Here is a 24,862-nt window from a genome sequence, read left to right on the forward strand (position 1 = left end):
CGCCTTACACGGCTCCTCCAATGACGAAGGCCACGCCTTGCTGAGGCGTGGCCTTCGCGCTTGTCGGGAACGGGCGCCTGATTACTCGGCCGCCGTGCTGATCGTGTCCGCCTCGTAGCCGTGGGCGGTCTTCAGCGCCTGGCGGACGCCCGCCTCGTATTCCGGGTGGACACGGGCGAAATGAATGAGCTGCCGCTCGATGATCTCGCCCGGGACGCCGCCCATGGCGGCCGCGATGTTGGAGAAGAGGCGCGACTTCTGCCCTTCGTCGAAGAGGCCGAACAGCGCCCGCACCTGGACGTAGTCGTCATTGCCGACGCGGTGGTCGTAGCGGGACATGTCGCCGTCTATTCTGAGCGGCGGTTCCTTGGCCAGCGGCTGTTCGGCCGGGCCATTGAAGGAGTTGGGCTCGTAATAGGCGTCCGGATTGCCGGTGCGAATGCCGCCATAGGTGTTCATCTGACCATCGCGATGATAGTGGTGAACCGGGCAGCGCGGCTGGTTGACCGGGATGTGCTCGTAATGCGTGCCGAGGCGGTAGCGGTGGGCGTCCGCATAGGAGAAGATGCGGGCCTGCAGCACCTTGTCCGGCGAGAAGCCGATGCCGGGAACGATATTGGAGGGCGAGAAGGCTGCATTCTCGATCTCGGCAAAATAGTTTTCCGGGTTGCGGTTCAGCTCCAGCACGCCGATCTCGACCGGCGGGTAGTCGGCATGCGGCCAGACCTTGGTCAGGTCGAACGGGTTGTAGGGCGTCTTCTCGACGTCGAGCTCCGGCATGATCTGCACCTGCACCGTCCAGCGCGGGAACTCGCCGTTCTCGATGGCGTAGAACAGTGACTCCTGATAGCCCTCGCGGGTCTTGCCGATGACCGCCTCGCCTTCCTCGTTGGTGAAGAACCTATGGCCCTGCTGGGTCTTGAAGTGGAACTTGACCCAATAGCGTTCGCCCGCGTCGTTCCAGAAGGAATAGGTGTGCGAGCCGTAGCCGTTCATATGCATCGGCGTCTGCGGGAGGCCGCGGTCGGACATCAGGATCGTCACCTGATGCAGGCTTTCCGGCGACAGGGACCAGTAGTCCCACATGGCAGTGGCGGAACGGAGATTGGTCTTCGGATGACGCTTCTGCGTGTGGATGAAGTCGGGGAACTTGTAGGGATCGCGAATGAAGAAGACCGGCGTATTGTTGCCGACGAGGTCCCAGTTGCCTTCATCGGTGTAGAATTTCAGCGCGAAACCGCGGACGTCGCGCTCGTGGTCGGCGGCGCCCTGTTCGCCGGCAACGGTCGAGAAGCGGGCCAGCATCGGCGTTTCCGCGCCGGGCTGGAGACACTTCGCCCTGGTGTATTGCGAGATGTCGCCGGTGATCTTCAGCGAGCCGAAAGCACCCCAGCCCTTGGCATGGACGACGCGTTCCGGAATGCGCTCGCGGTTCTGGTGCGCCAGCTTCTCGATGAGCTGATAATCCTGCAGCATGATGCCGCCACGCGGGCCTGCCGTCAGCGAATTCTGGTTGTCCGGCACCGGCGCCCCGGCGGTGGTGGTGATCGTCGGACGATCTGTCATCACATCCCTCCTGTTTCGATGTTTCGGCTTCCGATGCTCGCTGAAGAGCGTGACGGCTGAACGACAGCGGCCACGATCGCCACAGTGCATGGAAGGCCTTGGCACTGGTTTCTCCCATCCCGCGACGATAATCTCCAATTGTATTTCCTGCCATTTACGATAAGATTTTCCTATCATGTTGACACTCAGGCAGATGCGTTACTTCGATGCCCTCGCGGCCGCTCGCCACTTCGGCAAGGCGGCCGAACTCACCCATGTCAGCCAGCCGGCACTCTCTGCGCAGATCATGGAGATGGAAGAACATCTGGGCGTGAAGCTGGTGGAACGGAGCCGCGCCGGCGTTTTCCTGACCGTCAAGGGCGAGGAAGTGCTGGCACAGGTGCGTTCCATCCTCGCGGATGTCGGCAGATTGGAGGAGAGCGCCCGGACAAATACGGGCACTCTCGAAGGGCGGGTCCGCCTCGGGGTCATCCCGACGCTCGCGCCCTATCTCGTACCGAGGCTCATTCCCTACCTGCGCGAACGGTACCCGGCGATCGACATAGAGCTCAAGGAGTCGCTCACCGACCGGCTCGTCGCCGATCTCGGCGACGGCCGGCTCGATGCGGTCGTGGCGGCGCTGCCGGTCGATGGGGACGGCATCGTTACCCGGGCGCTGTTTTCCGATCGCTTCTATATGGCCGTGGCGGAGAACGACCGGCAGGTGCTCATGTCGCCGATGACGGAAGAGCAGGTGGATATTTCGCAGTTGCTGTTGCTCGAAGAAGGCCATTGCCTGCGCGATCAGGCGCTGGCCGTCTGCAATACGGCCGGCAAACGGCAGCTCCTGAGTTTCGGCGCCACGTCGATGGCAACGCTTTTGCAGATGGTGGCAAACGGCATGGGAATGACGCTCATTCCCGAGATCGCGATACCGAGCGAAGCCGCACGCAACGCGATCCGGATCGTGCCCTTCGCCGCCCCGGAGCCCTCTCGCGAGATCGGGCTCATCTGGCGGCGCAGCAACCCGCGGCCGCGCGACATGGACGCACTTGCAAACGCCATATCCGCCTGCGCCCGGAAGGTCTCACGGGACGCCGCCGCGGCCGGAAGAGGCGCGGCGAAAGCTGCGCCTCTTCCGGCCGCATGATCAAACCAGCTTCGTCTTCAGGAATTCGACGGTCCGCTGCCAGGCGAGGTCGGCCGCCTCCTTGTTGTATCGCGCCGCCGAGGTATCGTTGTTGAAGGCGTGGTTCGCACCTTCATAGACGTGGATCGTCACGTCCTTGCCGTTTTCCGTCAGCGCCTTGCGGTAGGCCTCTATGCCGGCATTGATGCGCTCGTCGAGCCCGGCGTAATGCAGCAGCAGCGCCGCCTTGATCTTCGGCACGTCCTCGGCCTTCGCCTGGGCACCGTAATAGGCCACGCCGGCCTTGAGATCGGGTGCGTTCACGGCAAGCCTGTTGACGAGACCGCCGCCCCAGCAAAATCCGATCGCGCCGACATTGCCTGTGCTTTCCGCATGGCCTTTCAGAAAGCTCACGGTGGCGACGGCATTCGCATTCGTCTCGGTTGCGTCGAGTGCGCTGATCATCTCCCGCGCCTTGTCCTCGTCATCGGGTGTCCCACCGTCAGGCGACAGGAAATCGGGCGCAAGCGCCACGAAACCTTCGAGCGCCATGCGGCGCGCAACGTCTCTTATGTGCGGGTTCAGGCCACGATTCTCGTGAATGACGATGACGGCGGGAAGCTTGCCCGAGGCATCGGCGGGTCTGACGAGATATCCCTTCATTTCGCCGTCGGCGCCGGGATAGGTGATGTCCTCTCCCTTAATACGCTCGTCCGTCTCGGCGATCATTTCGGCTTTGGCACTATTGGCAGCCAGCATCGGCGCGATTGCGGCGGCGGCGGCAGCCGTACCCGCGAGCGCCGTCAATCTCTCCATGAAACGGCGGCGATCCAAAGTGAGATGCGTATACTCGTCATAGGCATCGATCATCGCCTGGGTGATGACAGGCTTGTTCATGACGCTCTCCCTGGGGCTGTGGCAGATCAAATGTCGCTGTAGCAGGCGGCAGCAGACCACCCGGCGACAGGATAGGTCAGCGGCGCGGTCACGGACTTACAAAACTGCGTTACCTCAGCTCATCGCCATCCAGACGGAAAGCCATGTCCACATCGCGACGAGCACAAGGAAACCCGCCATGAAGAGCGGCTGGCGATAGCGAAGCCGATTGCTGGTGACGTGGATGAAGGCATGAGCATAACGGAGCGCCACGAAAAGCCAGGCGAGGCCAAGCGAAAGGATATTGTCCGCCTCGGTGAGGTAGAGCAGCACGCAGCAGAGATGAAAGAGAACCGGCAGCTCGAACTGGTTCGCGATGCTGTTCCGCACGATAAGGCTCTCGCCCGGCTCGTCGCGGTTTTCCCGGAAGAGGGAAGCGTCGATCTTGCCCGTCCTGATGAGCGATGCCCGACGCGTGGAAAGGAGCGCATAGAGCGCAAAAACAAGCGCGACATGGGCCACCATCGGCCAGAATATTCCGAAGCCTGTCATCGGTGCTCTTCAGCGTCAGCAATGGACATGGCGGACGCCGGACGGCGTCCGCCGATGATATCAGGCGCCGCCCGGATAGTTCGGGCTCTCGCGGGTGATCGTCACGTCATGGGCATGGCTCTCGCGGAGGCCGGCGCCGGAGATGCGAACGAAGGTGGCGCGCTCCTGGTAATCCTTGATCGTGGCCCCGCCGACATAGCCCATGGAGGCGCGCAGGCCGCCGGCGAGCTGGTGCAGGACGCCGGAGACCGGCCCCTTGTAAGGCACCTGTCCCTCGATGCCTTCGGGCACGAGCTTCAGCGTGTCGCGGACCTCTGCCTGGAAATAGCGGTCGGCCGATCCGCGCGCCATGGCGCCGACGGACCCCATGCCGCGATAGGCCTTGAAGGACCGGCCCTGGTAGAGGAAGACCTCTCCGGGGCTCTCCTCCGTTCCGGCGAGCAGCGAGCCGATCATCACGGCCGAAGCGCCGGCAGCGATCGCCTTGGCAACGTCGCCCGAAAATTTGATGCCGCCGTCGGCGATGATCGGGATGCCCGCGGCCTGCGCGGCATCGACGGCCGCCATGATCGCGGCGAGCTGGGGCACGCCGACCCCGGCGACGATGCGCGTCGTGCAGATCGAGCCGGGGCCGATGCCGACCTTGACCGCATCCGCCCCGGCGTCGATCAGCGCCTTGGTACCGTCCCCCGTCGCGACGTTGCCCGCCATGATGCGCACCGAGTTGGAAAGCTTCTTCACGCGTGCCACCGCATCGAGCACGCGCTGCGAATGGCCGTGGGCGGTATCGACGACGATCATGTCGACGCCGGCATCGATCAGCCGCTCGGCACGCTCGAAACCGTCGTCGCCGACGCTGACGGCGGCGGCGGCGCGAAGCCGGCCCTGCGCATCCTTGGCGGCGTTCGGGTTGAGCTGGGACTTTTCGATGTCCTTGACCGTGATCAGGCCGACGCAGCGTCCTTCGGGATCGACCACGAGGAGCTTCTCGATGCGGTGCTTGTGCAGAAGGCGCTTTGCTTCCTGCTGATCGACGCTTTCCTTCACGGTGATGAGGTTTTCCCGCGTCATCAATTCGTAGATCTTCTGGGAAGGATCGGAAGCGAAGCGGACGTCGCGGTTGGTGAGGATGCCGACGAGGCGCCCCTGCGTCTGCCCGCCCAGGCCGCCGTTTTCCACGACCGGAATGCCGGAGATGCCGTGCGCCTTCATCAGGCCCAGAGCATCCGCAAGCGTCGCATCCGGGCCGATCGTGACCGGATTGACGACCATGCCGCTTTCGAACTTCTTGACCTGCCGGACTTCTTCCGCCTGTTCGGCGGGCGTCAGGTTGCGGTGGATGACGCCGATGCCGCCGGCTTGTGCCATGGCGATCGCGAGCCGCGCCTCGGTGACGGTATCCATGGCCGCCGAGAGGATCGGAAGATTGAGTTCGATGTCCTGTGCGATACGGGTGGCGATATTCGTCTGGCCCGGCATCACCTCGGAATGCCCTGGCTGGAGCAGGACGTCGTCGAAGGTCAAAGCCTCCAGACCGGTTGCCGTTTCGATGATGCGCGCCATGGCCAGTTCCTCTTCAAATAAACGAAAAATCCCCGGGGACGCTCAGCGACTTGTCCACCGGGTGACTTCAAGGCTTGTCTTGGAAGTTGGCGAGGGCTGGTAACACGGATACGCCGGAATGAAAATAGCCAAGGGGCCCAAATCTTATGGGCCCCGCCGAATTGTTGTCGCAGTGCAACAAGCCGTCTCTTCAAATATCGAACTGATAGCTCGCCGGTACGAAGCGATAGCCCTGATCCTGGCTCTCGACGAAGCCGACGGACGGAAACGGCATGTGATACCCGATGAAGGGCAGCCGGTCGGTTGCGATCATGTCGAAGACCTTTTTTCTGCTCGCACTCGCGGCCGGCTTGTCCATGTCGAAGCGGACCTCCCAGTCGGGCCGCTGCAGCGACAGGACATAGTGGTTCGCGGTGTCTGCGGTCAGGATCATGGCCTTGCCGTCGGACTCGAGCCGATAGATCATATGCCCCGGAGAATGACCGAACGCGGCCATGGCAGAGATGCCGGGCACGACGTCGCCACCATCCGCGACGAAGGTGATCTTTTCCGCCAGCGGCACGACCTTCGCCAGCACCGCCTTGTGCCCGTTCTCGGCAGGCGTGCCGACGCGGGCGCCGTCCTTCCAGAAGTCGTACTCGACCTGTCCGGTCACATAGCGCGCATTGACAAAAGCGGGCTTTCCACCCTCCGTCAGGCCCCCGATATGGTCGCCGTGCATGTGAGTGATGACGACGACCGTCACCTGTTCCGGGGCATAACCGGCAGCCTTCAGGCCTTCCGCAAGCTTGCCCGTGCCCGCCTCGCGACCTCCTTCGCCAAGCCCAGTGTCGAAGAGAACGACCTCGGATCCGGTATCGACCAGGACCGGGGAAAAGCCGTTGACGAAGCCGCTGGTCGGCAGGAAATTCTGTTCCAGAAGCTTGGAGACCGACTCCGCAGGCTGATCGGTACCGAAGATCTCGTGCGGCTTGTCCGCGGCGCGCGTCCCGTCGCTGATCACCGTCACCTTGAAACTTCCGAGTTTCAATGTCCTGAAGTCCGCGCTCTTGCCCATGCCGTCCTTTTCCGCCGTTTCCTGAGCACCGGCAATACCTGCAAGCAGGCCTGGTGCCGCCAACGCGCCCGCGCCTGCCGCGAACAGCGTCCGCCGCTTCAATTGAAATGCCATCGTCATTCCCTCCTGTTGACCGGAGCTGCCCGCGCGCCGGCGATCACAGGCGAGAAGTAGTGCCTTGACAGAAATGGACAGGAGGGATCACACGCATTTGATCTTCAATCTCCGGTTTCGCCCCGACAAAGCCATCGGAACCCCTTACCCGCGACCCGCGCGCACGAGTTCTGATGATTTTGTCCTCAAATCGATTTCGAATTAAGAACCAATGCGGCTAACGCCCGCAGTGACAGCCCCAAGGCGCCTTTCATGAACCGCATCGTCCCGTTGATCCTCGCCGTCGCTCTCTTCATGGAGCAGATGGATTCAACCGTTATTTCGACATCGCTGCCGGCAATCGCGCGCGATATGGGTGTCGGGCCGATCACGCTGAAGCTCGCGCTGACCTCCTATATGGTGGCGCTGGCGATCTTCATTCCCCTGAGCGGCTGGATGGCGGACCGGTTCGGCGCGAAGCGCATCTTCCGCGCGGCGATCCTCGTCTTCATCGCGGGCTCCGTCTTTTGCGCGGTGGCGGATAGCCTCTTCGCCTTCGTCGTTGCGCGCTTCCTGCAGGGCATGGGCGGTGCCATGATGACGCCGGTCGCGCGGCTCGTCCTTGTCCGCAGTGCGCCACGAAGCGAGCTTGTCTCGGCAATGGCTTTGCTGACGATCCCCGCACTGGTCGGACCGCTCGCAGGCCCGCCGCTCGGCGGCTTCATAACGACCTATTTCTCCTGGCACTGGATCTTCCTGATCAACGTGCCGGTCGGCATTGTCGGCTATTTTCTTTCCGGCATCTACCTGCCCGAGATGGAGCGGCGAAATCCGCCCCCGGTTGATATCATCGGTTTCCTGCTCGGGGGCATTGCCGCCGCCGGCGTGGTCTTCGGGCTCTCAGTCATCAGCCTGCCGGCCCTGCCGCCGGCGATCGGTATCGCTTCCGTGTCGGCCGGCGTCGCCGCCTCGCTCCTCTATATCTTCCATGCGCGCCGGCATCCGGCGCCCGTGCTCGATCTCAAGCTCTTCCGCGACGGCGCCTTCCGCGCCGCGTCGATCGGCGGCACGATCTTCCGCATATCCGTCGGCGCTGTGCCTTTCCTGATGCCGCTGATGCTGCAGGTGGGCTTTGGTCTCAGCCCGTTCCAGTCGGGCCTCATCACCTTCGTCGGCGCCGTCGGCGCCATCACCACGAAGTTCCTCGCGCGCCGCGTGTTCGCTTTCGCCGGCTTCCGCACGACGCTGCTCATCGCCGCCGTGATCGCGGCCGTCACGACTTTCGCCAACGGCTTCTTCACGCCGGCGACACCCTATCTCCTGTTGATCTCCGTCCTGCTGATCGCCGGCTTCGCCCGGTCCTTCTTCTTCACCGGCGTCAACGCACTCTCTTTCGCCGATATCGACGATGCCGACGCCAGCAAGGCGACGTCGATGAGCGCCGTACTGCAGCAGATCAGTCTCGCATTGGGGGTCGCAGTCGCAGGCGCCATTCTCGAATTCGAGACGGCGCTCAGCGGCAAGCCGCTTGAGCTTAAAGACTTTCACGTCGCCTTCATGATCATTGCCATCGCCAACCTTCTGGCGGCGATCCCCTTCATCGCCATGGCGAAGAATGCCGGCGCCTCGGTTTCGGGGCATCGGCTGGCAGTACGGGAAGTGGAAACGACGGCTGCCGGCAAATAATCTGCCGCAGGGTCTGATTAGGCAGCACTGTCAGGGGGGCGCTCCGCCCCTGCCCTTTCAAGCAAGCCGCACAACTCCTATTCCGGCCGCTCGCAGACCGCCGAAAGCTTGTTGCCGTCCGGGTCACGGACGTAAGCCGCATAAAAATTGGCATGGAACGGGCGCAGCCCCGGCGCGCCCTCATCGGTGCCGCCGCCGGCGAGCGCCGCGGCATGGAAGGCGTCCACCGCCGCGCGGCTTTCCGCTTCGAGCGCCACCATCGAGCCGTTGCCGATCGTCGCGGCCTCGCGATTGAACGGCGTCACCACCCAAAGCCGGCAGCGGACGTCACCCTCCGCCCCGTAACCGATCTCCACCTCATCCTCCTTGCGGCGCTTGAGGCCGAGGGGCGCAAGCGCCCGGTCGTAGAAAGCGCCCGCCCTTTCGAGGTCATTGGAGCCGAGGGTCACATATAGCAGCATGGCTCTATTCTTCCGCAGCACCCTCTGCCGGCTCGTCGCTCTCAAGCGCATGGCGACCCTTGAAACCCTTGGCGAGCAGAAACATCTCCACCGATTCGGCACGCGACGATGCCGGCTTCACATGGACGACCTGGCGGAAATTCTGCTTCAGCATGTTCAGGAGGTCGCGCTCGGTGCCGCCCTGGAAGGTCTTCGCCAGAAAATGTCCGCCCTCCGCGAGTACCTCGACGGCGAAATGCGCCGCCACCTCGCAGAGATGCATGGTTCTGATATGGTCGGTCTGGCGATGGCCCGTGGTCGGCGCCGCCATATCGGACAGGACGATATCAGGAGCTCCGCCGATCGCCTGTTTCAGCTTTTCCGGCGCCTCGGGATCGAGGAAATCCATCTGCAGGAAGCGGACGCCCGGGATCGGATCCATTTCGAGGAAGTCGATCGCCGCGACCCGCGGATCGGCATCGGTCGAGTTCGTCACCTTGGCGGCGATCTGAGACCAGCTACCGGGTGCCGCGCCCAGATCGATGATGCGCTTGGCGCCGGCAAGAATCTTGTGCTTCTCGTCGATCTCGAGAAGTTTGAACGCCGCTCTTGCGCGGTAGCCTTCGAGCTGCGCCCGCTGAACATAGGGGTCGTTGATGTGGCGCTCGATCCAGCGGCGCGAAGACGCCTTGAGCTTGCCCTTCTTGACCTTCTGTCCGAGCTTGCGGCCGCTGCGATTGCCGCCGATCGGGGATTTCGTCATGCCTCGGTTCCTTCGTGGCGCTTCACCCGTTCCTCGCCCGCCTGCGCAGAACCGAAGCTGCGCTGATGACGGCGCGGACGCCCCCGGCGCCAGGCCCCGTCATCCGCCATCATATCGGTCAGCAGCCCTTCGCGAAGCCCGCGATCGGCGACGCGCATGCGGCTCGACGGCCAGCGGCGGCGGATCGCCTCGAGAATCGCGCAGCCGGCAAGCACCAGATCGGCCCGGTCCGGGCCGATGCAGGGATTGGCGGCACGTGCGGCGAAATCCCAGGAGAGCAGGCGCGCCTGCATGGCCGAGACCTCGTCGTCGGAAAGCCAGAGCCCGTCCACGCGGCGGCGGTCGTAACGCGGCAGGTCGAGATGCACGCCGGCGAGCGTCGTCACGGTTCCCGACGTTCCGATCAGATGGAAGCCGTCGCCGTAGGAGCCGCTTGCCAGCGCGTCGACCGAGGGGCTCTCGAAGCCGGCGAGCATCGCCTCGACCTCGCGCACCATCACCTCGAAACTCTGGGGCGTCACATGCTCGCCGCCGTGGCGCTCGGAAAGGGTGACGACGCCCACGGGCAGAGAAGTCCAGTGGGTAATGTGATTGGCAAGCCGGCTCGAGCGATTTTCGCCTATCCGGATGACGGCGATTTCCGACGAGCCGCCGCCGATATCGAAGAGCACGACGGACCTGGTTTCGCGGTCGACGAGCGACGAGCAGCCGGACACGGCAAGCCGTGCCTCCGTCTCGCGATCGATGATCTCGAGTTCGAGACCGGTTTCCTCGGCGACGCGCTTCATGAAGGCTTCGCCGTTGGCAGCCGCACGCGCAGCCTCGGTCGCAATCAGCCGGCGACGGCGGATCGAGCGGGCACCGAGCTTGGCGGCACAGACCTTGAGCGCTTCGACCGACCGCTCCATCGCGTCGTCCGAAAGCCGCCCGCTGGCGCCGAGCCCCTCGCCCAAGCGGACGATTCGCGAAAACGCATCGACCACACGGAACTGGCCCGGCCGGGTCGGCTGCGCGACGAGCAGCCGGCAATTGTTGGTGCCGAGGTCGAGTGCCGCATAAAGCGGTGCCGGCGGCTCGCCCGGCGCGACGAACGGCGCACCGAGCCTCTCCGGACGCGCCTGCTGTTGCGCGGCGGCTTCGCCGTTCCGCGGCCGCGCAGTATCGCCGGGCCGCTCGCCCGGCCGGCCGCCCGGCCGCAGGCTTGTCGTCGGGTTGCCCGCGGAAGCCAGCGGCCGCCCCTGAAGGCCGCGCCGATGGCGCGCCTTCCTGTTGCGCTTTTGGCCGCCCTTCTTGTCGCTGAGCACCGCATCCAACGCCGGCGCGCTTGCACCGGAGGCAGCGGACTGATCTTGCGGTCTTGCTGATTTCGAACGCCGGCGCCGTTTGCGCTTGCGCGACGGCTCCGCCTCGTTCAGTGCTGCGGGACGCCCTGCTTCCCCGGACGGGCCGGATCCGCTGGCAATTGCAGACGGGGAACCGGACAGCTTACGCCGCCTCCGTTTGCCCTTGCCGCCCCGCGGCGCGCCTGTGCGCGCCTCGCTGCGGCCTGCTGCCGACGCCCCGGATTCAGACGGCTTCTCGCCGTGATCGGGGTCTTTCACTTGTCTCAACCATGGCGCCGCGCGAAGCCTGACGGCCGCTCAAGGCGCTCTCTCGATTTTGCGTTGGCGCGACTGTACCAGCGCCGCTTCTTTTCGCCAAACTTTTTTTGAAACCATAACGGAGCGGGCGACCCCGACCGCCCTTCCCCCCTGCGGTTGCCGGACATCGATCAAGGATCGATGGACTTTCGAGCTCAACCCAAAACTAAAAGGACACAGCCCGGCCGCATTTTTTTGGCAAAAGGTATTTGCATCGGGCGTTCTTTTGTTTATAAGCCCGCCACACCGACGCGGCGGTACACCGCCTGCGGGCCTTGGGGAATAGGTTAACGGTAGACCAGCGGACTCTGACTCCGTTAGTCCTGGTTCGAATCCAGGTTCCCCAGCCAACCACTTTCCCTGATAAAACAGCTACTTAGCATGCATTTTGCTTAAATAAGCGATTATCGTCGCCTATCGGCGCTGTACGCTGTTGCCGCTCAATGAAATGTCTTACGCAGCCGACGATCCCGCACCAGACCCCAACCGTTGCCCGCATGTTTCCGCAGCGATCTAGCATCCAACGGCACCTCGCCGCCCTTCCCGCCCCAGTGCCGGGCTCCTCCGGCAGCGGGCCGCAAGCATCGCCGCGAAGCATGTTGTTAATATCTCCTTCCGGTTGCATTTCCTTGTAGACAGATCGGGGGGAAGAGCGATTGATTGCTCTTGTAAGAACCTATGGGCAATCGGGGCTATCAACATGAATCTAAGAATATTTTCGGCGCTGACCGTGATGGTTGCGGTGTCAGGTTGCGGATCCATCACCCGCGGAACCACGGAAAACGTAACCATTACATCGTCACCCAGCGATGCAAGTATAAGTACTTCTATAGGAAAGTACTGCCCTCGTTCTCCATGCACGATCGAAGTCAACCGTCGCACGGAGTTCACCGCATATGCTGAGAAAGATGGTTACAAAAAGGGGTCCATCGAGATCAAGACAAAAGTAGTCGGCGCGGGTGCTGCCGGTTTTGCTGGCAATGTTTTGATTGGCGGCGTCATCGGAATGGGTGTGGACGCAGCGACTGGAGCGGCGTTGGACCATTATCCCAACCCTGCGCATATCGAACTGGTCCCGCTGGGAAAGCGTGCTCCCGATAAGGCGGCCAAACCAAAAAGGCGGAAACACACGAGCACGGCTAAACCATCCGTATAGCGCCACGCTCTTCAGCGAACACAGGCCCGCCGCTCTTGACCGGCGGGCTTGTCGAGCGCCCCGCCATACCTCTCCTCGCAGCATCGTCGTTGCCTGCCATTCATCCGGCGTTCAGGGCCGATCTTCGAAACTAAGCGCTCAGAGATGCGTTGATCCGGCATACGAGAATACGACGAAGGAGCCCGACCATGAAGCTTTTGACCATCGCAGCGGCGGCCGGCGTGGCTCTCACCCTGTGCGCCGGCAACGCGCTGGCCGACCCCTGGAAAGACGAAAGCGGTCACGGGCGCTGGCGTGGGTATCATGACGAGCCACGCTATGAACGAAGAGCATACAAGGAAGAGTATCGCCGCGGTCGCTGCAAGATCGAGCGGAAATGGGACGAGGACGAGTACAAGGAAGAGATCAAGTGCAAGCGCGGGCCGCGGCCTGCCTATGGATATTACCGGTACTGAGCGCAGCTCGCGTGGCTATCTTCCGGTCAGGCGCCGGCGGCGCTCGCCGGCGGCCGGTCGGTGCCGCTTATCAGTCGACGCATCTGGTCCATGGCAGAGATCATCGCGCGCGCAGCCCGAAACATCCGGACCATTGACCATCGCTTGACAACGACAGGCAAAGGCCAGAAAACACGTTCCATGGGGTTGCGATCACCCCACGAGGCGACAGCCGAAGCATCGCGTCCGATAAACCGCCAGGCGGAGGACGCGCCATGTCTACACTTCTCGAAATTTCCCCCGAAAAGCTTGCCCGCTTCATAGGCACCCCGAACTGCCCGGTCCTCATCGACGTGCGCTGGTGCCGTGACGCGACTGATGAGATACACACATGGCCGTCGCCGAAGAAGGGAGCGTGGAATTGACCGAAACTGCACAGAACACGACCACATCGGCTCAAGGTCAGGCTTTGAGCCACGGTATTTCCTTTGGCGAGGCGCTCCGGGTCTGGGCACGCGTGGCGGCTTTGAGCTTTGGTGGCCCAGCCGGACAGATCGCGATGATGCACCGCATCATTGTCGAGGAGAAACGCTGGATTGGCGAGACCCGGTTTCTACATGCGCTGAACTATTGCACCCTGCTGCCGGGGCCGGAAGCGCAGCAGCTTGCAATCTATATCGGCTGGCTCATGCACAAGACCAAGGGCGGTCTGGTCGCCGGAGCCCTATTCGTGCTCCCCGGCGCCGTTGCCATCATGGTGCTGAGCTGGATCTACGCCATCTTCGGAAATGTCGGCGCCGTTCAGGCGCTGTTCTTTGGATTGAAGGCCGCGGTTCTGGCGATCGTGCTCGAAGCGGTTCTTCGTATCGGCCGCCGGGCGCTCAGGAACAGTGCCATGATAGCCCTTGCCGCCGGGGCATTCATCGCGCTCTTCCTGTTCCGCGCTCCCTTCCCACTGGTCGTCCTCACTGCGGGTCTCATCGGCTTTGTCGGCGGTCGAGCCGGCTGGGCTGCCTTTCAGGCGGGGAACGGACACGGAAAAGTTGGCAGCAGGCAAGTCGCTGATATCGAGACCGCGCTTGGCGAAGAGGTTCCGGCCCATGCACGGCCCCCAATCAGCTGGTCGCTCAAGGTTGCCGGTGTCGCTCTCTTTTTGTGGTTCGCTCCGGTGCTTGCACTTGTCGCGTTGCTTGGCCCAGGGAATGTCTTCACCGACATCTCGATCTTCTTTTCGAAAATGGCGATGGTCACCTTTGGCGGCGCCTATGCGGTTCTCTCCTATGTCGCTCAACAAGCCGTCGAGCACTATCATTGGCTGAAACCCGGCGAGATGCTCGACGGTCTCGGCATGGCTGAGACGACGCCTGGCCCGCTGATCATGGTCACTCAGTTCGTGGGCTTCATGGGCGCCTACCGCGACCCCGGTCTGCTTCATCCATTGCTCGCCGGCACGCTCGGCGCGCTGCTCACGACCTGGGTGACTTTCGTGCCCTGCTTTCTCTGGATTTTCCTCGGCGCGCCGTTCATGGAAACGATGCGCAACAACAGGGCTCTGTCCGCCGCGCTGGCGGCGATCACCGCGGCGGTCGTCGGGGTCATCCTGAATCTGGCAGTCTGGTTCGCGTTGCACGTGCTCTTTCGCGAACTCTATGAAGCGCGCGGATTCGGCATGACGGTCGATGTGCCGGTTCTGAGTTCTGTGAACCTTGCCTCTCTCATCCTGACCGTCGGCGCGATTGTCGCGGTGTTCCGGTTCAAAATCGGCATGCTGACAGTCTTGGCCGGCTGCTCCCTCATCGGCCTCGTCTATGGATTGTTCATGGGGTGGATCTAGCTCCCGAAAACGCGATCCGGCAGCGCTTCGATTGAGAAGCGCGCAGGGGCTCGAGGGAGGGGGCGCTCCGAGCGAAGGTATGAAGGCGGTGCAAAGCATTCATCCGGCCACCTATCTTTTTGCGGCGCGCGCCTTACGCGATTTTGGCGACGGGTTCGTCGCCATTCTGTTGCCGGTCTATCTGCTTGCTTTGGGATTTTCGCCGCTGCAAGTCGGCGTCATCGCGACCGCATCGCTCTCCGGCTCCGCACTCTTGACGATCGCGATCGGATTCCTCGGTGCGCGCCGTGATCTCCGCGGCTTGCTCCTGGCCGCCGCCGGCCTGATGGTCGCCTCCGGTGTCGCCATGTCTATCGTCAATGATTACGCGCTCCTGCTGGTGGTCGCCTTTGCAGGTACGATCAATCCATCGGCAGGCAGCGTGAGCGTCTTCGTCCCACTGGAGCATGCGGTGCTTACCCGCGAAGTGGCGAGTGCCGATCGGACGCGCATGTTCGCTCGCTACAGCCTCGCCGGAGCGCTCGCAAGCGCCGTCGGGGCGCTCGCGGCAGCTCTACCGGATTTCATGACGACCTTCGGCTTCGGGCAACTGACCGCCATCAAGCTGATGTTCGTTGTCTACGCGTTTTTAGGTCTGGCTGGCGCAGTACTTTATGCCCGCATGCCTCCGCGCATCACCCGCGGTGAGCCCGCGAAAGCAGCACTTGGCCCCTCGCGCGCTATCGTGTTCAAGCTCGCAGCCCTTTTCAGCCTCGATGCATTCGCTGGCGGGTTCGTGGTGCAGTCGTTGCTCGCCCTGTGGCTGTTCGAGCAATTCAATCTGTCGCTCGCGGAAGCCGGGGTGTTTTTCTTCTGGTCGGGCGTGCTGTCGGCCTTCTCTTTTCCTGTCGCCGCATGGTTATCGAAGCGGGTTGGCCTCATCAACACGATGGTGTTCACTCACATCCCATCGAGCATCGCCCTGATGCTGGCAGCATTCGCGCCTACATTGCCGCTGGCGCTTGCCTTGCTATTGGTTCGTGCGGCACTCTCGCAGATGGATGTTCCGACGCGTTCATCCTATGTGATGGCGGTCGTGACCGAGGCGGAACGCACCGCGGCCGCAAGCTTCACCTCGGTGCCGCGCAGTCTCGCCGCAGCGGTCAGCCCTGCACTGGCAGGCGCTCTCTTCGCTGCCTCGTTTCGTGCTTGGCCGTTCCTAATCTGCGCCGCGCTGAAGATCACCTACGACGTGCTGCTCTTGCTGCAGTTCCGACACCACAAGCCACCTGAGGAATACTGAGCCGACCGCCTCCTTGGGAGAACAGACGTGAGCCGCTCGCGTGGCTATCTTCCGGTGAGGCGCTCCGCACCAGGAACCACGCCGCGGCTGGCCCGTTCTCCTTCTGCCGAAAGGAGAAGACGATGAGTACCAAGGATACCAATGCGACCCCTGAACAGTCTGAACCAGCCGATGTTCGTCAGCCGGCAACCCGGAAGAAGCACCGGGACGAGGAGTCGATCGCACCACCAGCGGTCCAGCCTCCAGGGGCAAAGGACACAAGTGAGAAACCCGAAGTGAACCCGGTCACCGGCGGGGCGTTGTAGCGCTCGCCGCGCCTATTTGACCACCTGCACGACGGTGCGGCTCTTCACATCCGCGATGACGCGCTTCTCGTTGACCACCGCAAAACCATAGCGCCTGTCGGCCGGAACCGTATTGAGAAAGACTGTTTCAGGCACCGGTTTGCCGACGGATATCTGTTCCTGCAGCACAAGCGGCCGTTGCGGAAATGGCTGCAGTTCGACGTATTCCGTCACGCCTGGCGGCGGCGGATCGATCGCCGCACCCTCAACGGGCCCTGCGACAGCCGCCACGGTCGTATCGGCAGCGCTGATTTCGTTTGTGCTTTGCGCTTGGGCAGGAGCCGCGGTCAAGAAAACCGCAACACCCAATGCAACGGAGCTCTTGACGAGTACAATTGTCATGAGAGCTACTCCAGCTACGAATCCCTTCTCATGAAGAATCGCCTGCCGAGAGCTTTGTTCCGGCGTGCCTGCGGCATCAGACCTTGGTCCTACACGGGAAGGTTAAAGGTCCTAGGACCGTTGCACGCTGCTCCTCGTGACGCATATCGCTCTGAGACGACCACGGCGGCATCCTCGTCAGCCGTCCACGTCGTCTGAAGGTCCCGGAGCCAACGCGATTGTCCCTTCTAAACGCTCCGGGACCTTCATTTCCGTCCATATACGGGGGACCGTCTAAGCGGAGACCCGGCTTGGCCTGCGCACGGCCCTCACCTTCCCGCTGCTTCCTCCGCCACAGTAAAACCGGTCTCCGCCATCGGATTCGAGGCCGGAAACGCCTACACCCGGGGGCATCTCGAGCGTTTCGAGGACTTCTCCCGTTTCCGGGTCAAGGCGCCTCAGGTCGCTCTCGTCGCCTTCCCATGTGGCATGCCAGAGCTCGCCGTCGACCCAGGTGACGCCGGTGACGACTCGGTTGGATTCGATGGTGCGGAGAATCTTCCCGGTGTCGGGATCGACCTGGTGGATCTTCCGCCCTCGATAGTGGCCCACCCAGAGCGTTCCTTCAGCCCAGGCGAGGCCTGAATCACCGCCCTCGGCAGGCGCCGGAATGGTGGCAAGCACGCGGCCGGTCGCCGGATCGATCTTCTGGATACGATCCTCTGCAATCTGGTACAGATGCTCACCGTCGAAGGCCGTTCCCGCATGTGCGGCGACATCGATCGAGCGCACCGTCTTGCCGCTCTCCGGATCGAGGGCGTTCAGCCTGTCGCCGGAGGCGAACCAGACATGCCGGCCATCGAAGGTGACGCCGGCCACCTGCCCGGTATTCGGGAAAGGTCCGTATTCCTGGAGAATTTCTGCTTTCGATCGTTTCATTTTTCCGTCCTCGTCGCTGTAATGTCTCGCATCCTAGTCGCTCGGTAGCGGGCCCGGGAGTAACAAGACTGTCGGGAAGCCCAGGACGGGCGGGGTCATCCAGCGAAGCGCCCGTCCGCGGCCGAAGGACTGCACCTTGCCGGCCGACGCAAGCTGCTCGAGTGCCCGCTGCACGGTGCGCGGGCTCGCCCCGAGCGCAATCGCCAGCGCCGAGCTCGACCACGATTCGCCGTCGGCAAGGAAGGCAAGCACCGCCGCATGCTGGTCTTCGACGGGCGGCGCCAGCACGACGATCTCACCGGCGGCGCGGAGTGAGAGCGCGAAACCCTGCTTCGTCGCCCGCACCTCCGCCAGAGACCGAAGCTCTGCCCGAAGGCGTCCGATCTCCACGCGCAACCGGGCGCGGTGGGATTCGTCTGCATGTCTCGCACGGAAGGCGCGCGCTAGGAGCGTTGCTCTCGGCACGTCTTCCGGCCAGGCTTCGCCGAGCGCACGCGCAAGCGCGAAGAGCACCGGACGCGTGGCGAGCGAGACCACGCGCTTTTCGTTCCGCACCACATTGCGGCAGGCATCCACCACGAGTGCCCCGGAAGAGAGCAGCGTTTCGACTTCCTCGATGAGGAGAGACCGCTCACCGCCGCTGCCGATCAGGCGCGCGACCGGCGCATCCAGCACGAGCGATGCGCTTTCGACCTCAGCCGTCAGTGCCGGGATGTCGGCTTCGCGCGCGGCGCGTTCGGCTCGGGCGAGCGATATCCGCGCGGCTTTCGCCTGCAGACGCCGTATGGCGATGCCGGCGATGACCAGTTCGCGGGCCGCCCGCGTCGCCGGGGGGAGCGGCATGCCGGAGTCGAGCTCCGCAAGCGCGCGTTCGGCCTCGTCCAGGCGGCCGATGAGAAGCAGGCGCCGGGCCTCGAGATTGCGCGCATGCGCGGCATTGACGTGGTCGCCATGCGCTTCGAGGGTCGATCTCGCCGCTTCGAGCGTTTTCGTGGGCCAGCCGAGATCCCGCGAGACGAGAGCGATCTCGGCCTCGGCGACGATGCAGCGCGCGCGCGCCACCGCCTGCCTCTGGCCGAAGGCATGCGCAGCACTTCTGAGAAGGGTCTTCGCCCGGCCGAAATCGCCGAGCTGCGCCATCGCGATGCCCCGAAGCGCGAGCGCATGGGCGTCGTCGCGCAAAGCCACGCGGTTCAGTACGCCGAGAAGATCGCCGGCCGCGAGCGCCCGTGCCGCAGCGGTGATCAGCGAGTCCATCGAAATCCCGTCACACTTGTCACTCTCACCGTTCGATCTCCGGCTCTAGTCTGGGTTCCTGTCGGTCGAGCAACCCGCCCCGGCAATGTACGACGACAAATGGCCAAAGGAGAAGAATGATGACGGCACATGCAATCGGAACACGGGAAGAATGGCTGGCTGCGCGGCTCGACCTGCTCGAGGCCGAAAAGAACCTGACGCGGCGAAGCGACGAGCTGGCGAAGTGGCGCCGGGAATTGCCTTGGGTACGGATCGACAAGGCGTACCGGTTCGAGACTGACGAAGGCGAGGCCTCGCTGCGCGACCTCTTCAAGGGGCGTTCGCAACTCCTCGTCTACCATTTCATGTTCGGGCCCGATTATACCGCCGGCTGCCCGTCCTGTTCGGCGATCGCCGATGGTTTCAACGGGATCGTCGCTCATCTCGAAAACCACGACGTCGCCTTCTCCGCGGTCTCGCGCGCGCCGCTTGCGAAGCTCACGGCCTATAAGCGACGGCTGGGATGGAGCTTCCCCTGGGCTTCTTCGGACGACGGCGCCTTCAACCGTGATTTCTGCGTCTGGTTCACCGAACAACAACAGCGCGAGGGCGGCATCGAGTATAATTTCCGCCGCGAGCCGCCAATCCCCGAGCAACCGGCGTCCGAGCCGCTCGCGGGCAGGACAGTCCGGGAATGGGACGCAAGCGGCAGCGAGGGGCCGGTCGCACAGATCGCAGCCATGACGGGGACCGACGTCGCCACCTATACACGCGACAGGCCCGGTGTCAGCGCCTTCGCGCTCGAAGACGGCATCGTCTACCACACCTACTCCAGTTATGCGCGTGGACTGGATGGGCTATGGGGCATGTATCAGTGGCTCGACCGGACCCCCAAGGGACGCAACGAGAACGGCATCTGGTGGCGCCGCCACGACGAATATGCCCAAGGGTGACCGTCCGATGCGGCTCGCAACGGGTACCGCCGCGCGTGGCCTGGCCGACTGGCTGGGCCTCGCCGCCGCACCGGCTTTCGCGGTCATGGCGCTTCTGACCGCCGGCGGTGATGCGGATATCTGCTCATCGATACAAGGTCCTTCGCTGCTGAGCGGAATGAGCAGCATGTATTTGCTGATGTCCGTTTTTCACCTGGCACCATGGCTGAAGCTGATTTCCGCAAGACGGGAAGCGCCAACCGATCCGGCGCTTCCGCGGATCACTCCGCCGACTTGAACTGCAGCGTGAACACGTTGCCGGCGATCTCGTCGGAGAGTGATTTCGAGAACTCCAGCGGCACGCAATTCTGGAGCGCCTCGGTGGCGGCGGTCACGAAAGCCTGCCGCTGCTTTTCGTCGCCGTTCACTTCGATCGCGGTCGGCCGGGGCGGGCCCATCAACGTACCGTCGCCGCGGAACCCGAACCTGAGGGTGACGAAGGAATCCTTGAAGCCTTGCGGCGGAGTCCAGCATCTGCCAAGCGCGGCTCCAAGGTCGGCCACCGTATAAAGCGGCTCGGCGTGGAGCCTCTCAGCCCCCGAAACGGCAAGGATTAGACCAGTGCAAGCCAGTCTCGCCATCTGCATCGTCTTCAGCCCCTATCCCAGAGGATGGTGAAGCTAGAGCGGGATGAGGAAAAGTGTGTGCAGTTTTCCGCCCGCATCCCGCGTCTCAACCTACTAGAATCGATCACGTTCATGCCTTTAGGCCGACGGCCTGAAACCATCATGATCTAGCAGATTCGGAAACGCCTGCAACGGGCCCGTATTCACATACGGACTTGCGCCTCAGCGGCGCTTCGTTTTCAGCGCCGCATGGCTCGTGAGGCTGAGAAAGACGGCCAGGAACATGATGCCGAGGATCTTGAAGCCCTCCTCGACGAAAACCAGTCCGGCGAAGTTTTCCGAAACCGCGTCCACCAGGAAGGAACAGCCGAGCGAGGCGACGGCGGCAGCAAGCAGGACCCACTGAATATTCCGGCGGATAAACCAGGCGTGATAACAGAGCGTCGCCAGCAACAGCATATGGGGAACAAGGACAAACGGCTCCGGGACCCCGGCCGTGGCAATCGCCTCATGAAGCATCAGGAGATCGTCGATGCCCATCAACCCGGAAAAGAGCCCGCCGGCGAGAAGCGTGCGTCGCAGATGCGGCGCGTCGTAGCCGGCTCCGGACCAATAGGCCTGGAGAGCCGCGATCCCTCCCGTAAACCAGAGAATGACGCCGAGATTGGAGACTAGCCCGAAATATTTCGGCTGCCCGGCAATCGCGTTGGGGTCGCGTACGAGGTCGTAGTAGTCGATGCCAAAAAGCCGGTCGGCGATGACGATCGACGTCAACAGCACGATGCAGGAGCAGATGACGAGGAGGGCGTAGTGGAAATCACCCTGTATTCGCCTCTCCCGTGGCAGGGCTTTGGCCGTGGTGATGCCTTCGACATCCATCTCGATCCTCCGCAACAGATGCCCCAGCATGCCACCGCGGACGGTCAGCTGCCTTTGTGACAGTTTTATGACAAGGCGCGACCGGCGGTTGCGGACCTCCCGGCAAGGTGGTCCAGGACGCGCGGCACGGTCCCGCACACAACGGAACCTTGCAGGTTTTCGGACGTTAATCGTTGCGTCGTGTGCTCACCGGCCCGCGACAAGGTCGCAATTTACTTGCGGTGGTACGGAACCCCTCCCCTAGGGTCATGCTGATTGGGGATCTATGCAAAGGCGAATTTGCAGGCGGGGTGACGGAGAGAAAGGATGTATGCCATGAACCAGCACGAAGAATTGCGGGAGAAGCCGCCGCTCGATCCTGCCACCGGCCAACCGACGCCGCGGGACCCGGAAGTGCCCGTGACCAGATCGCGCCGTAGCAGCTGGCCTTTGCTGGTCATCATTCTTGCCGGTCTGATACTCGCGTTGATCGCCTGGCTTCCGGCAGAGCTGACCAGGGATGCCGAGAACGAGCCGGTCGCGCCGGGCCAAACCGAGACGACCCCGTCCGACGCCACCCCGCCGGCCGCTCAACCCGCGCCTACGGACCAGGCCGCGCCTACGAATGAGGCCGCACCTACGGACCAGGCGACGCCGCCCGCCGGGGGAACCACGGCGCCGGCAGCACCTGAGACCCAGACCCCGGCAGCGCCCGAGACGCCGGCAGCACCGGCAGCACCTGCCACGCCGGCACAGCCGCAGAGCGCTCCTGCGCAGTAGAACGACGAACGCCCCTTGTCGAGCGGGATGAAGCGGCTTGCCGCGCCATCCCGCTCTTCTGCAGTTAGATCCTCCCCGAGGGGTCGAGTGACGGAGCGGGTTCGTCTTTCATGAACGAAATCTTTGCCGACATCCTTGCCGATACCCAAACACCTTATCCGGTGATATTCGCGCGGCTCTTCGGCGCGGTCCTGCTCGGCGCAATGATCGGCGTCGAGCGTGAGAAGCGGCAGCGGCCGGCAGGGCTCAGGACCCATATTCTCGTCAGCCTCGCCTCCGCGATCTTCGCGGTGGTCGCCATCGAAAGCGTGCACATGAAAAGCCTTTCCGGCCCCGAGGTGCGCATCGATCCCATTCGCGTCGTGGAAGCCGTAACCGCGGGAGTGGCCTTTCTCGCTGCCGGCATGATCGTCTTTTCGAAGGGGGAGGTGAAGGGGCTGACGACCGGCGCCGGCATGTGGCTTGCCGGCGCCGTCGGTCTCTCGGTCGGCTTCGGCTTCTGGCTGATCGCGGCCTTCGCCGCCGTTGCGAGCCTCGTCGTGCTCTTTGTCCTCGGCCGGCTGGAGGTGGCGCTGCAGTGGAAGGCACCGGACGAGTTCTACAACACGGGTTCTACGTCGCAGAAGAATGAAGATGCAGGACAAGACCGGCCCCGAGACCGGGACGATATACGCGAACGTTGATCGGAGCCGCCAATGGCGGCTCGATCAGCGCAGTTCGGAAATTGGGGTTGTTTGATACCCGCCCAAGGGGAGCGGACGGTTATCGAAGACCGCCCTCCCCTCCTTCAGGCCATGAATGACAGCAACGGCCTTGCGGGCTTCGTCCGGCGTCGCGAACAGCTGGCCTTCCAGGGACCAGACGCTGAATTTCACGGCCATGAACCGCAACCGTCCGTTCTCCGGAATCAGCGCGCCGACAGCCTCGCCGGCAAACTCCACCGTCTGCTTGCTCATCGTGTTTGAAACTCCTCCCTCGGCCGGGCAAAGCCCAAGCGGGCCGACTCTTGCGGTCAGCCGCAGGAGAAACACGCGAAGCGCAGGTTGGTTCCGGCACCAGAATTAAAAAACAACTACGATGACCGCCTCCCTCGTGAAGGCGCTGCCTTAGGTCACTCCGTTGTAAGACAACTGACATGCATATGAGCTTTCGTGTCGATTTGAATAAATCAGTTCCCGTTGCAGTCGAGTGTCCAGCCGGCCCGCTTAACCATAGCACAAGCCGCTTCCCCGTTCGTACGTTTCCCGGAAGCGGTCACCATATTTTTGTTGACAGATGTCTGACAATTGCGCAGTTTTTCATTCGACAGGACCGCGCCCAGTGCGAGCGGCCGGCAAGCCACCTCGGCGCCGGCCGAGAACAAGAACGGCCTGCAGGAACGAAAACTTGGGACCGGATATGCACTCACCCACAATAGACGTGCAGGCTTCTGCACTTTCTGGACGCATCGACGACGCTATTGCCCGCCTCGCCCCCGGCGCGGAGCAGCTTCTTGAGCAGCTCGTGTCCGTCAACAGCATCAATCCGGGCTTTCCCGGCATCGCTCGCGAAACCGTGATCGGCGGAGAGACGGCCTGTACGCGCCTCATCGGCGCCTATCTCAGCAACCTCGGCTTCGAACTCCATGACATCGCAGTCGATCCGCAGCGGATCAATCTGGCGGCAGTATTGAAGGGCGCCGGCGGCGGGCGCTCCCTGCTCTTCAACGGGCATGTCGACACGGTCGCACCGTTCAAGCCCGAAGCCTGGACTTCCGGAGATCCGTTGAAGCCTGTAAGGCGCGGAGAGGAGCTCTTTGCTCTCGGGTCTACCGACATGAAGGGCGGCCTTGCCGCTGCCTGTCTCGCCATCGCGGCTCTCAAGGAAGCCGGCGTCCTGCTGAAGGGCGACCTGCAGGTCCATGCCGTCGTCGGCGAAGAGACGATGGACCACGAAAACGGCACGACAGCCGTAATCAAGGCCGGCTTCCGGGCCGATGCCGCCATCGTTGCCGAACCCTCCTCCCAACCCGAGCGGCTGACGATCGCTCCCGTCTCGGCCGGCAACTTCAACCTTGAAATTTCGGTCAAGGGTCATGGCACCCATGCCGGCAACCGGGGGGCGGCTATCCGTGCCGGCGGCGAAGGCCCGAGCGCCGGCGTCAACGCCGTCGAGAAACTGATCAAGATCGTGCAAGCGCTACAGGATCTCGAACAGGAGTGGGGTATCAGCAAACGCCATCCGGCCTTTCCGCCAGGGCTGTTTTCGCTCGTGCCGGGCGTATTCCACGGCGATGTCGGCGTTCCGAGCGTCGGCTACATGGCCGACCACGCCTATGTCGGCTACCTCGTCTGGTACGCGCCGCAAGAAGACCCCGAGGCGGTGAAGGCAGAAATCGAGCGCCATGTGCACCACGCGGCTCAGCTCGACCCATGGCTTCGCGATAACCCGCCGAGATTCACCTGGCGCAGCCACTGGCCTGCTGCAGATGTGCCGACGGACCACCCACTTGTAGACGTGCTCGTCGATGCCCGTTCGGCGGTGCTTGGTCCCCTCCCCCCAGGGCGGGCCACGACCGCTTCCTTCAATGCCGTAAGCGATGCGTCCTTCCTTCAGGCTCAGGGTATTCCAGCGATCGTGCTCGGCCCGGGGAACATCCGCTACGCTCATGCTGTCGATGAACGCATCAACATGCGCGAATGGCGAGAATGCGCCCGCATCTATGCCCGGGCCATCGTCGAGTGGTGCGGCCACGCCAACTGACTGCTGCTGCTTTCGACCGCCATGGAGGCGGGCG

27 protein-coding genes and 1 tRNA gene are annotated in these 24,862 nt (G+C 63.2%); 14 read left to right on the forward strand and 14 right to left on the reverse strand.

What is annotated here, in order from left to right:
* Window positions 1-81 precede the first annotated feature (81 nt).
* Entirely contained in the window at window positions 82-1,566 is a 1,485-nt protein-coding gene (gene katA / locus M1D34_RS11825; RefSeq protein WP_280097475.1) for a catalase KatA, read from the reverse strand.
* A 175-nt stretch (window positions 1,567-1,741) separates the two neighbouring features.
* Between katA and oxyR the strand changes: the two genes are divergently transcribed.
* Window positions 1,742-2,695, forward strand: a complete 954-nt coding sequence (oxyR, locus tag M1D34_RS11830; protein ID WP_027992384.1) for a hydrogen peroxide-inducible genes activator OxyR — start codon at window positions 1,742-1,744, stop codon at window positions 2,693-2,695.
* Here the strand turns inward: oxyR and M1D34_RS11835 are convergent, their stop codons facing one another.
* The 4 genes from M1D34_RS11835 to M1D34_RS11850 form a co-directional block, all read right to left on the reverse strand.
* Complete coding sequence (locus M1D34_RS11835; RefSeq protein ID WP_003527204.1) at window positions 2,696-3,571, reverse strand: dienelactone hydrolase family protein; 876 nt, start codon at window positions 3,569-3,571, stop codon at window positions 2,696-2,698.
* Window positions 3,572-3,685: 114 nt separating this feature from the next.
* Window positions 3,686-4,102 (reverse strand): MAPEG family protein, encoded by a 417-nt coding sequence (locus M1D34_RS11840; RefSeq protein WP_127595304.1) that lies wholly within the window; start codon window positions 4,100-4,102, stop codon window positions 3,686-3,688.
* 60 nt (window positions 4,103-4,162) lie between these two features.
* Window positions 4,163-5,665, reverse strand: a complete 1,503-nt coding sequence (gene guaB, locus M1D34_RS11845; protein ID WP_010968796.1) for an IMP dehydrogenase — start codon at window positions 5,663-5,665, stop codon at window positions 4,163-4,165.
* A 190-nt stretch (window positions 5,666-5,855) separates the two neighbouring features.
* Window positions 5,856-6,836 (reverse strand): MBL fold metallo-hydrolase, encoded by a 981-nt coding sequence (locus M1D34_RS11850; protein WP_013844067.1) that lies wholly within the window; start codon window positions 6,834-6,836, stop codon window positions 5,856-5,858.
* A gap of 252 nt (window positions 6,837-7,088) precedes the next feature.
* On the opposite strand from M1D34_RS11850, the gene M1D34_RS11855 reads away from it, so the two are divergent.
* Complete coding sequence (locus M1D34_RS11855; protein ID WP_498779159.1) at window positions 7,089-8,501, forward strand: DHA2 family efflux MFS transporter permease subunit; 1,413 nt, start codon at window positions 7,089-7,091, stop codon at window positions 8,499-8,501.
* Window positions 8,502-8,578: 77 nt separating this feature from the next.
* On the opposite strand, the gene M1D34_RS11860 is transcribed toward M1D34_RS11855, so the two are convergent.
* Genes M1D34_RS11860 through M1D34_RS11870 form a run of 3 tightly spaced genes read right to left on the reverse strand, consistent with a single transcriptional unit; the run spans window position 8,579 to window position 11,305 of the window.
* Window positions 8,579-8,962: a VOC family protein gene (locus M1D34_RS11860; protein ID WP_318856738.1), complete on the reverse strand. Its 384-nt coding sequence runs from the start codon at window positions 8,960-8,962 to the stop codon at window positions 8,579-8,581.
* A 4-nt stretch (window positions 8,963-8,966) separates the two neighbouring features.
* A complete protein-coding gene (locus tag M1D34_RS11865) occupies window positions 8,967-9,704 on the reverse strand; it encodes an RlmE family RNA methyltransferase (protein ID WP_100669377.1) in 738 nt (245 codons plus the stop codon).
* Window positions 9,701-11,305, reverse strand: coding sequence for a Ppx/GppA phosphatase family protein (locus tag M1D34_RS11870; RefSeq protein WP_498779161.1), 1,605 nt, complete (start codon window positions 11,303-11,305; stop codon window positions 9,701-9,703). The genes M1D34_RS11865 and M1D34_RS11870 overlap by 4 nt, the downstream gene beginning before the upstream one ends.
* Window positions 11,306-11,620: 315 nt before the next feature.
* Here M1D34_RS11870 and M1D34_RS11875 point away from each other — a divergent pair.
* The 7 genes from M1D34_RS11875 (at window position 11,621) to M1D34_RS11905 (ending at window position 16,355) form a co-directional block, all read left to right on the forward strand.
* Window positions 11,621-11,694 (forward strand) — tRNA-Gln (locus M1D34_RS11875).
* 350 nt (window positions 11,695-12,044) lie between these two features.
* Window positions 12,045-12,500, forward strand: a complete 456-nt coding sequence (locus M1D34_RS11880; protein WP_013844065.1) for a hypothetical protein — start codon at window positions 12,045-12,047, stop codon at window positions 12,498-12,500.
* Between the two features lie 188 nt (window positions 12,501-12,688).
* Entirely contained in the window at window positions 12,689-12,955 is a 267-nt protein-coding gene (locus M1D34_RS11885; RefSeq protein ID WP_010968791.1) for a hypothetical protein, read from the forward strand.
* Window positions 12,956-13,209: 254 nt separating this feature from the next.
* Complete coding sequence (locus tag M1D34_RS11890; protein WP_164777877.1) at window positions 13,210-13,359, forward strand: rhodanese-like domain-containing protein; 150 nt, start codon at window positions 13,210-13,212, stop codon at window positions 13,357-13,359.
* Window positions 13,326-14,768 (forward strand): chromate efflux transporter, encoded by a 1,443-nt coding sequence (gene chrA / locus M1D34_RS11895; RefSeq protein WP_498779164.1) that lies wholly within the window; start codon window positions 13,326-13,328, stop codon window positions 14,766-14,768. The genes M1D34_RS11890 and chrA overlap by 34 nt, the downstream gene beginning before the upstream one ends.
* A gap of 79 nt (window positions 14,769-14,847) precedes the next feature.
* Window positions 14,848-16,050, forward strand: coding sequence for an MFS transporter (locus M1D34_RS11900; protein ID WP_003527187.1), 1,203 nt, complete (start codon window positions 14,848-14,850; stop codon window positions 16,048-16,050).
* Window positions 16,051-16,172: 122 nt separating this feature from the next.
* On the forward strand, window positions 16,173-16,355 hold the full coding sequence (locus tag M1D34_RS11905; protein WP_015007184.1) for a hypothetical protein: 183 nt from the start codon (window positions 16,173-16,175) through the stop codon (window positions 16,353-16,355).
* A gap of 12 nt (window positions 16,356-16,367) precedes the next feature.
* Here the strand turns inward: M1D34_RS11905 and M1D34_RS11910 are convergent, their stop codons facing one another.
* From M1D34_RS11910 to M1D34_RS11920, 3 genes are all read right to left on the reverse strand, one after another.
* On the reverse strand, window positions 16,368-16,736 hold the full coding sequence (locus M1D34_RS11910; protein ID WP_010968788.1) for a DUF1236 domain-containing protein: 369 nt from the start codon (window positions 16,734-16,736) through the stop codon (window positions 16,368-16,370).
* Between the two features lie 273 nt (window positions 16,737-17,009).
* Window positions 17,010-17,654 (reverse strand): Vgb family protein, encoded by a 645-nt coding sequence (locus M1D34_RS11915; protein ID WP_010968787.1) that lies wholly within the window; start codon window positions 17,652-17,654, stop codon window positions 17,010-17,012.
* A 33-nt stretch (window positions 17,655-17,687) separates the two neighbouring features.
* Window positions 17,688-18,911, reverse strand: a complete 1,224-nt coding sequence (locus M1D34_RS11920) for a hypothetical protein (RefSeq protein WP_010968786.1) — start codon at window positions 18,909-18,911, stop codon at window positions 17,688-17,690.
* Window positions 18,912-19,030: 119 nt separating this feature from the next.
* On the opposite strand from M1D34_RS11920, the gene M1D34_RS11925 reads away from it, so the two are divergent.
* Window positions 19,031-19,843, forward strand: a complete 813-nt coding sequence (locus M1D34_RS11925; protein ID WP_003527182.1) for a DUF899 domain-containing protein — start codon at window positions 19,031-19,033, stop codon at window positions 19,841-19,843.
* Between the two features lie 7 nt (window positions 19,844-19,850).
* Window positions 19,851-20,120, forward strand: coding sequence for a hypothetical protein (locus M1D34_RS11930; protein WP_027990472.1), 270 nt, complete (start codon window positions 19,851-19,853; stop codon window positions 20,118-20,120).
* On the opposite strand, the gene M1D34_RS11935 is transcribed toward M1D34_RS11930, so the two are convergent.
* Window positions 20,104-20,469: a UCP034077 family protein gene (locus M1D34_RS11935; RefSeq protein ID WP_010968784.1), complete on the reverse strand. Its 366-nt coding sequence runs from the start codon at window positions 20,467-20,469 to the stop codon at window positions 20,104-20,106. The genes M1D34_RS11930 and M1D34_RS11935 overlap by 17 nt on opposite strands.
* Before the next feature lie 201 nt (window positions 20,470-20,670).
* Window positions 20,671-21,327 (reverse strand): DUF8692 domain-containing protein, encoded by a 657-nt coding sequence (locus tag M1D34_RS11940; protein WP_010968783.1) that lies wholly within the window; start codon window positions 21,325-21,327, stop codon window positions 20,671-20,673.
* A gap of 306 nt (window positions 21,328-21,633) precedes the next feature.
* Between M1D34_RS11940 and M1D34_RS11945 the strand changes: the two genes are divergently transcribed.
* Entirely contained in the window at window positions 21,634-22,086 is a 453-nt protein-coding gene (locus M1D34_RS11945) for a hypothetical protein (RefSeq protein ID WP_014526621.1), read from the forward strand.
* A 110-nt stretch (window positions 22,087-22,196) separates the two neighbouring features.
* A complete protein-coding gene (locus M1D34_RS11950; RefSeq protein ID WP_498779170.1) occupies window positions 22,197-22,769 on the forward strand; it encodes an MgtC/SapB family protein in 573 nt (190 codons plus the stop codon).
* A 24-nt stretch (window positions 22,770-22,793) separates the two neighbouring features.
* Here the strand turns inward: M1D34_RS11950 and M1D34_RS11955 are convergent, their stop codons facing one another.
* Window positions 22,794-23,042: a hypothetical protein gene (locus tag M1D34_RS11955; protein ID WP_010968780.1), complete on the reverse strand. Its 249-nt coding sequence runs from the start codon at window positions 23,040-23,042 to the stop codon at window positions 22,794-22,796.
* A gap of 442 nt (window positions 23,043-23,484) precedes the next feature.
* Here M1D34_RS11955 and M1D34_RS11960 point away from each other — a divergent pair, with 442 nt between their 5' ends.
* Window positions 23,485-24,828, forward strand: a complete 1,344-nt coding sequence (locus M1D34_RS11960; protein WP_498779172.1) for a M20/M25/M40 family metallo-hydrolase — start codon at window positions 23,485-23,487, stop codon at window positions 24,826-24,828.
* Window positions 24,829-24,862: the final 34 nt, after the last annotated feature.

Source organism: Ensifer sp. D2-11, assembly GCF_054161295.1.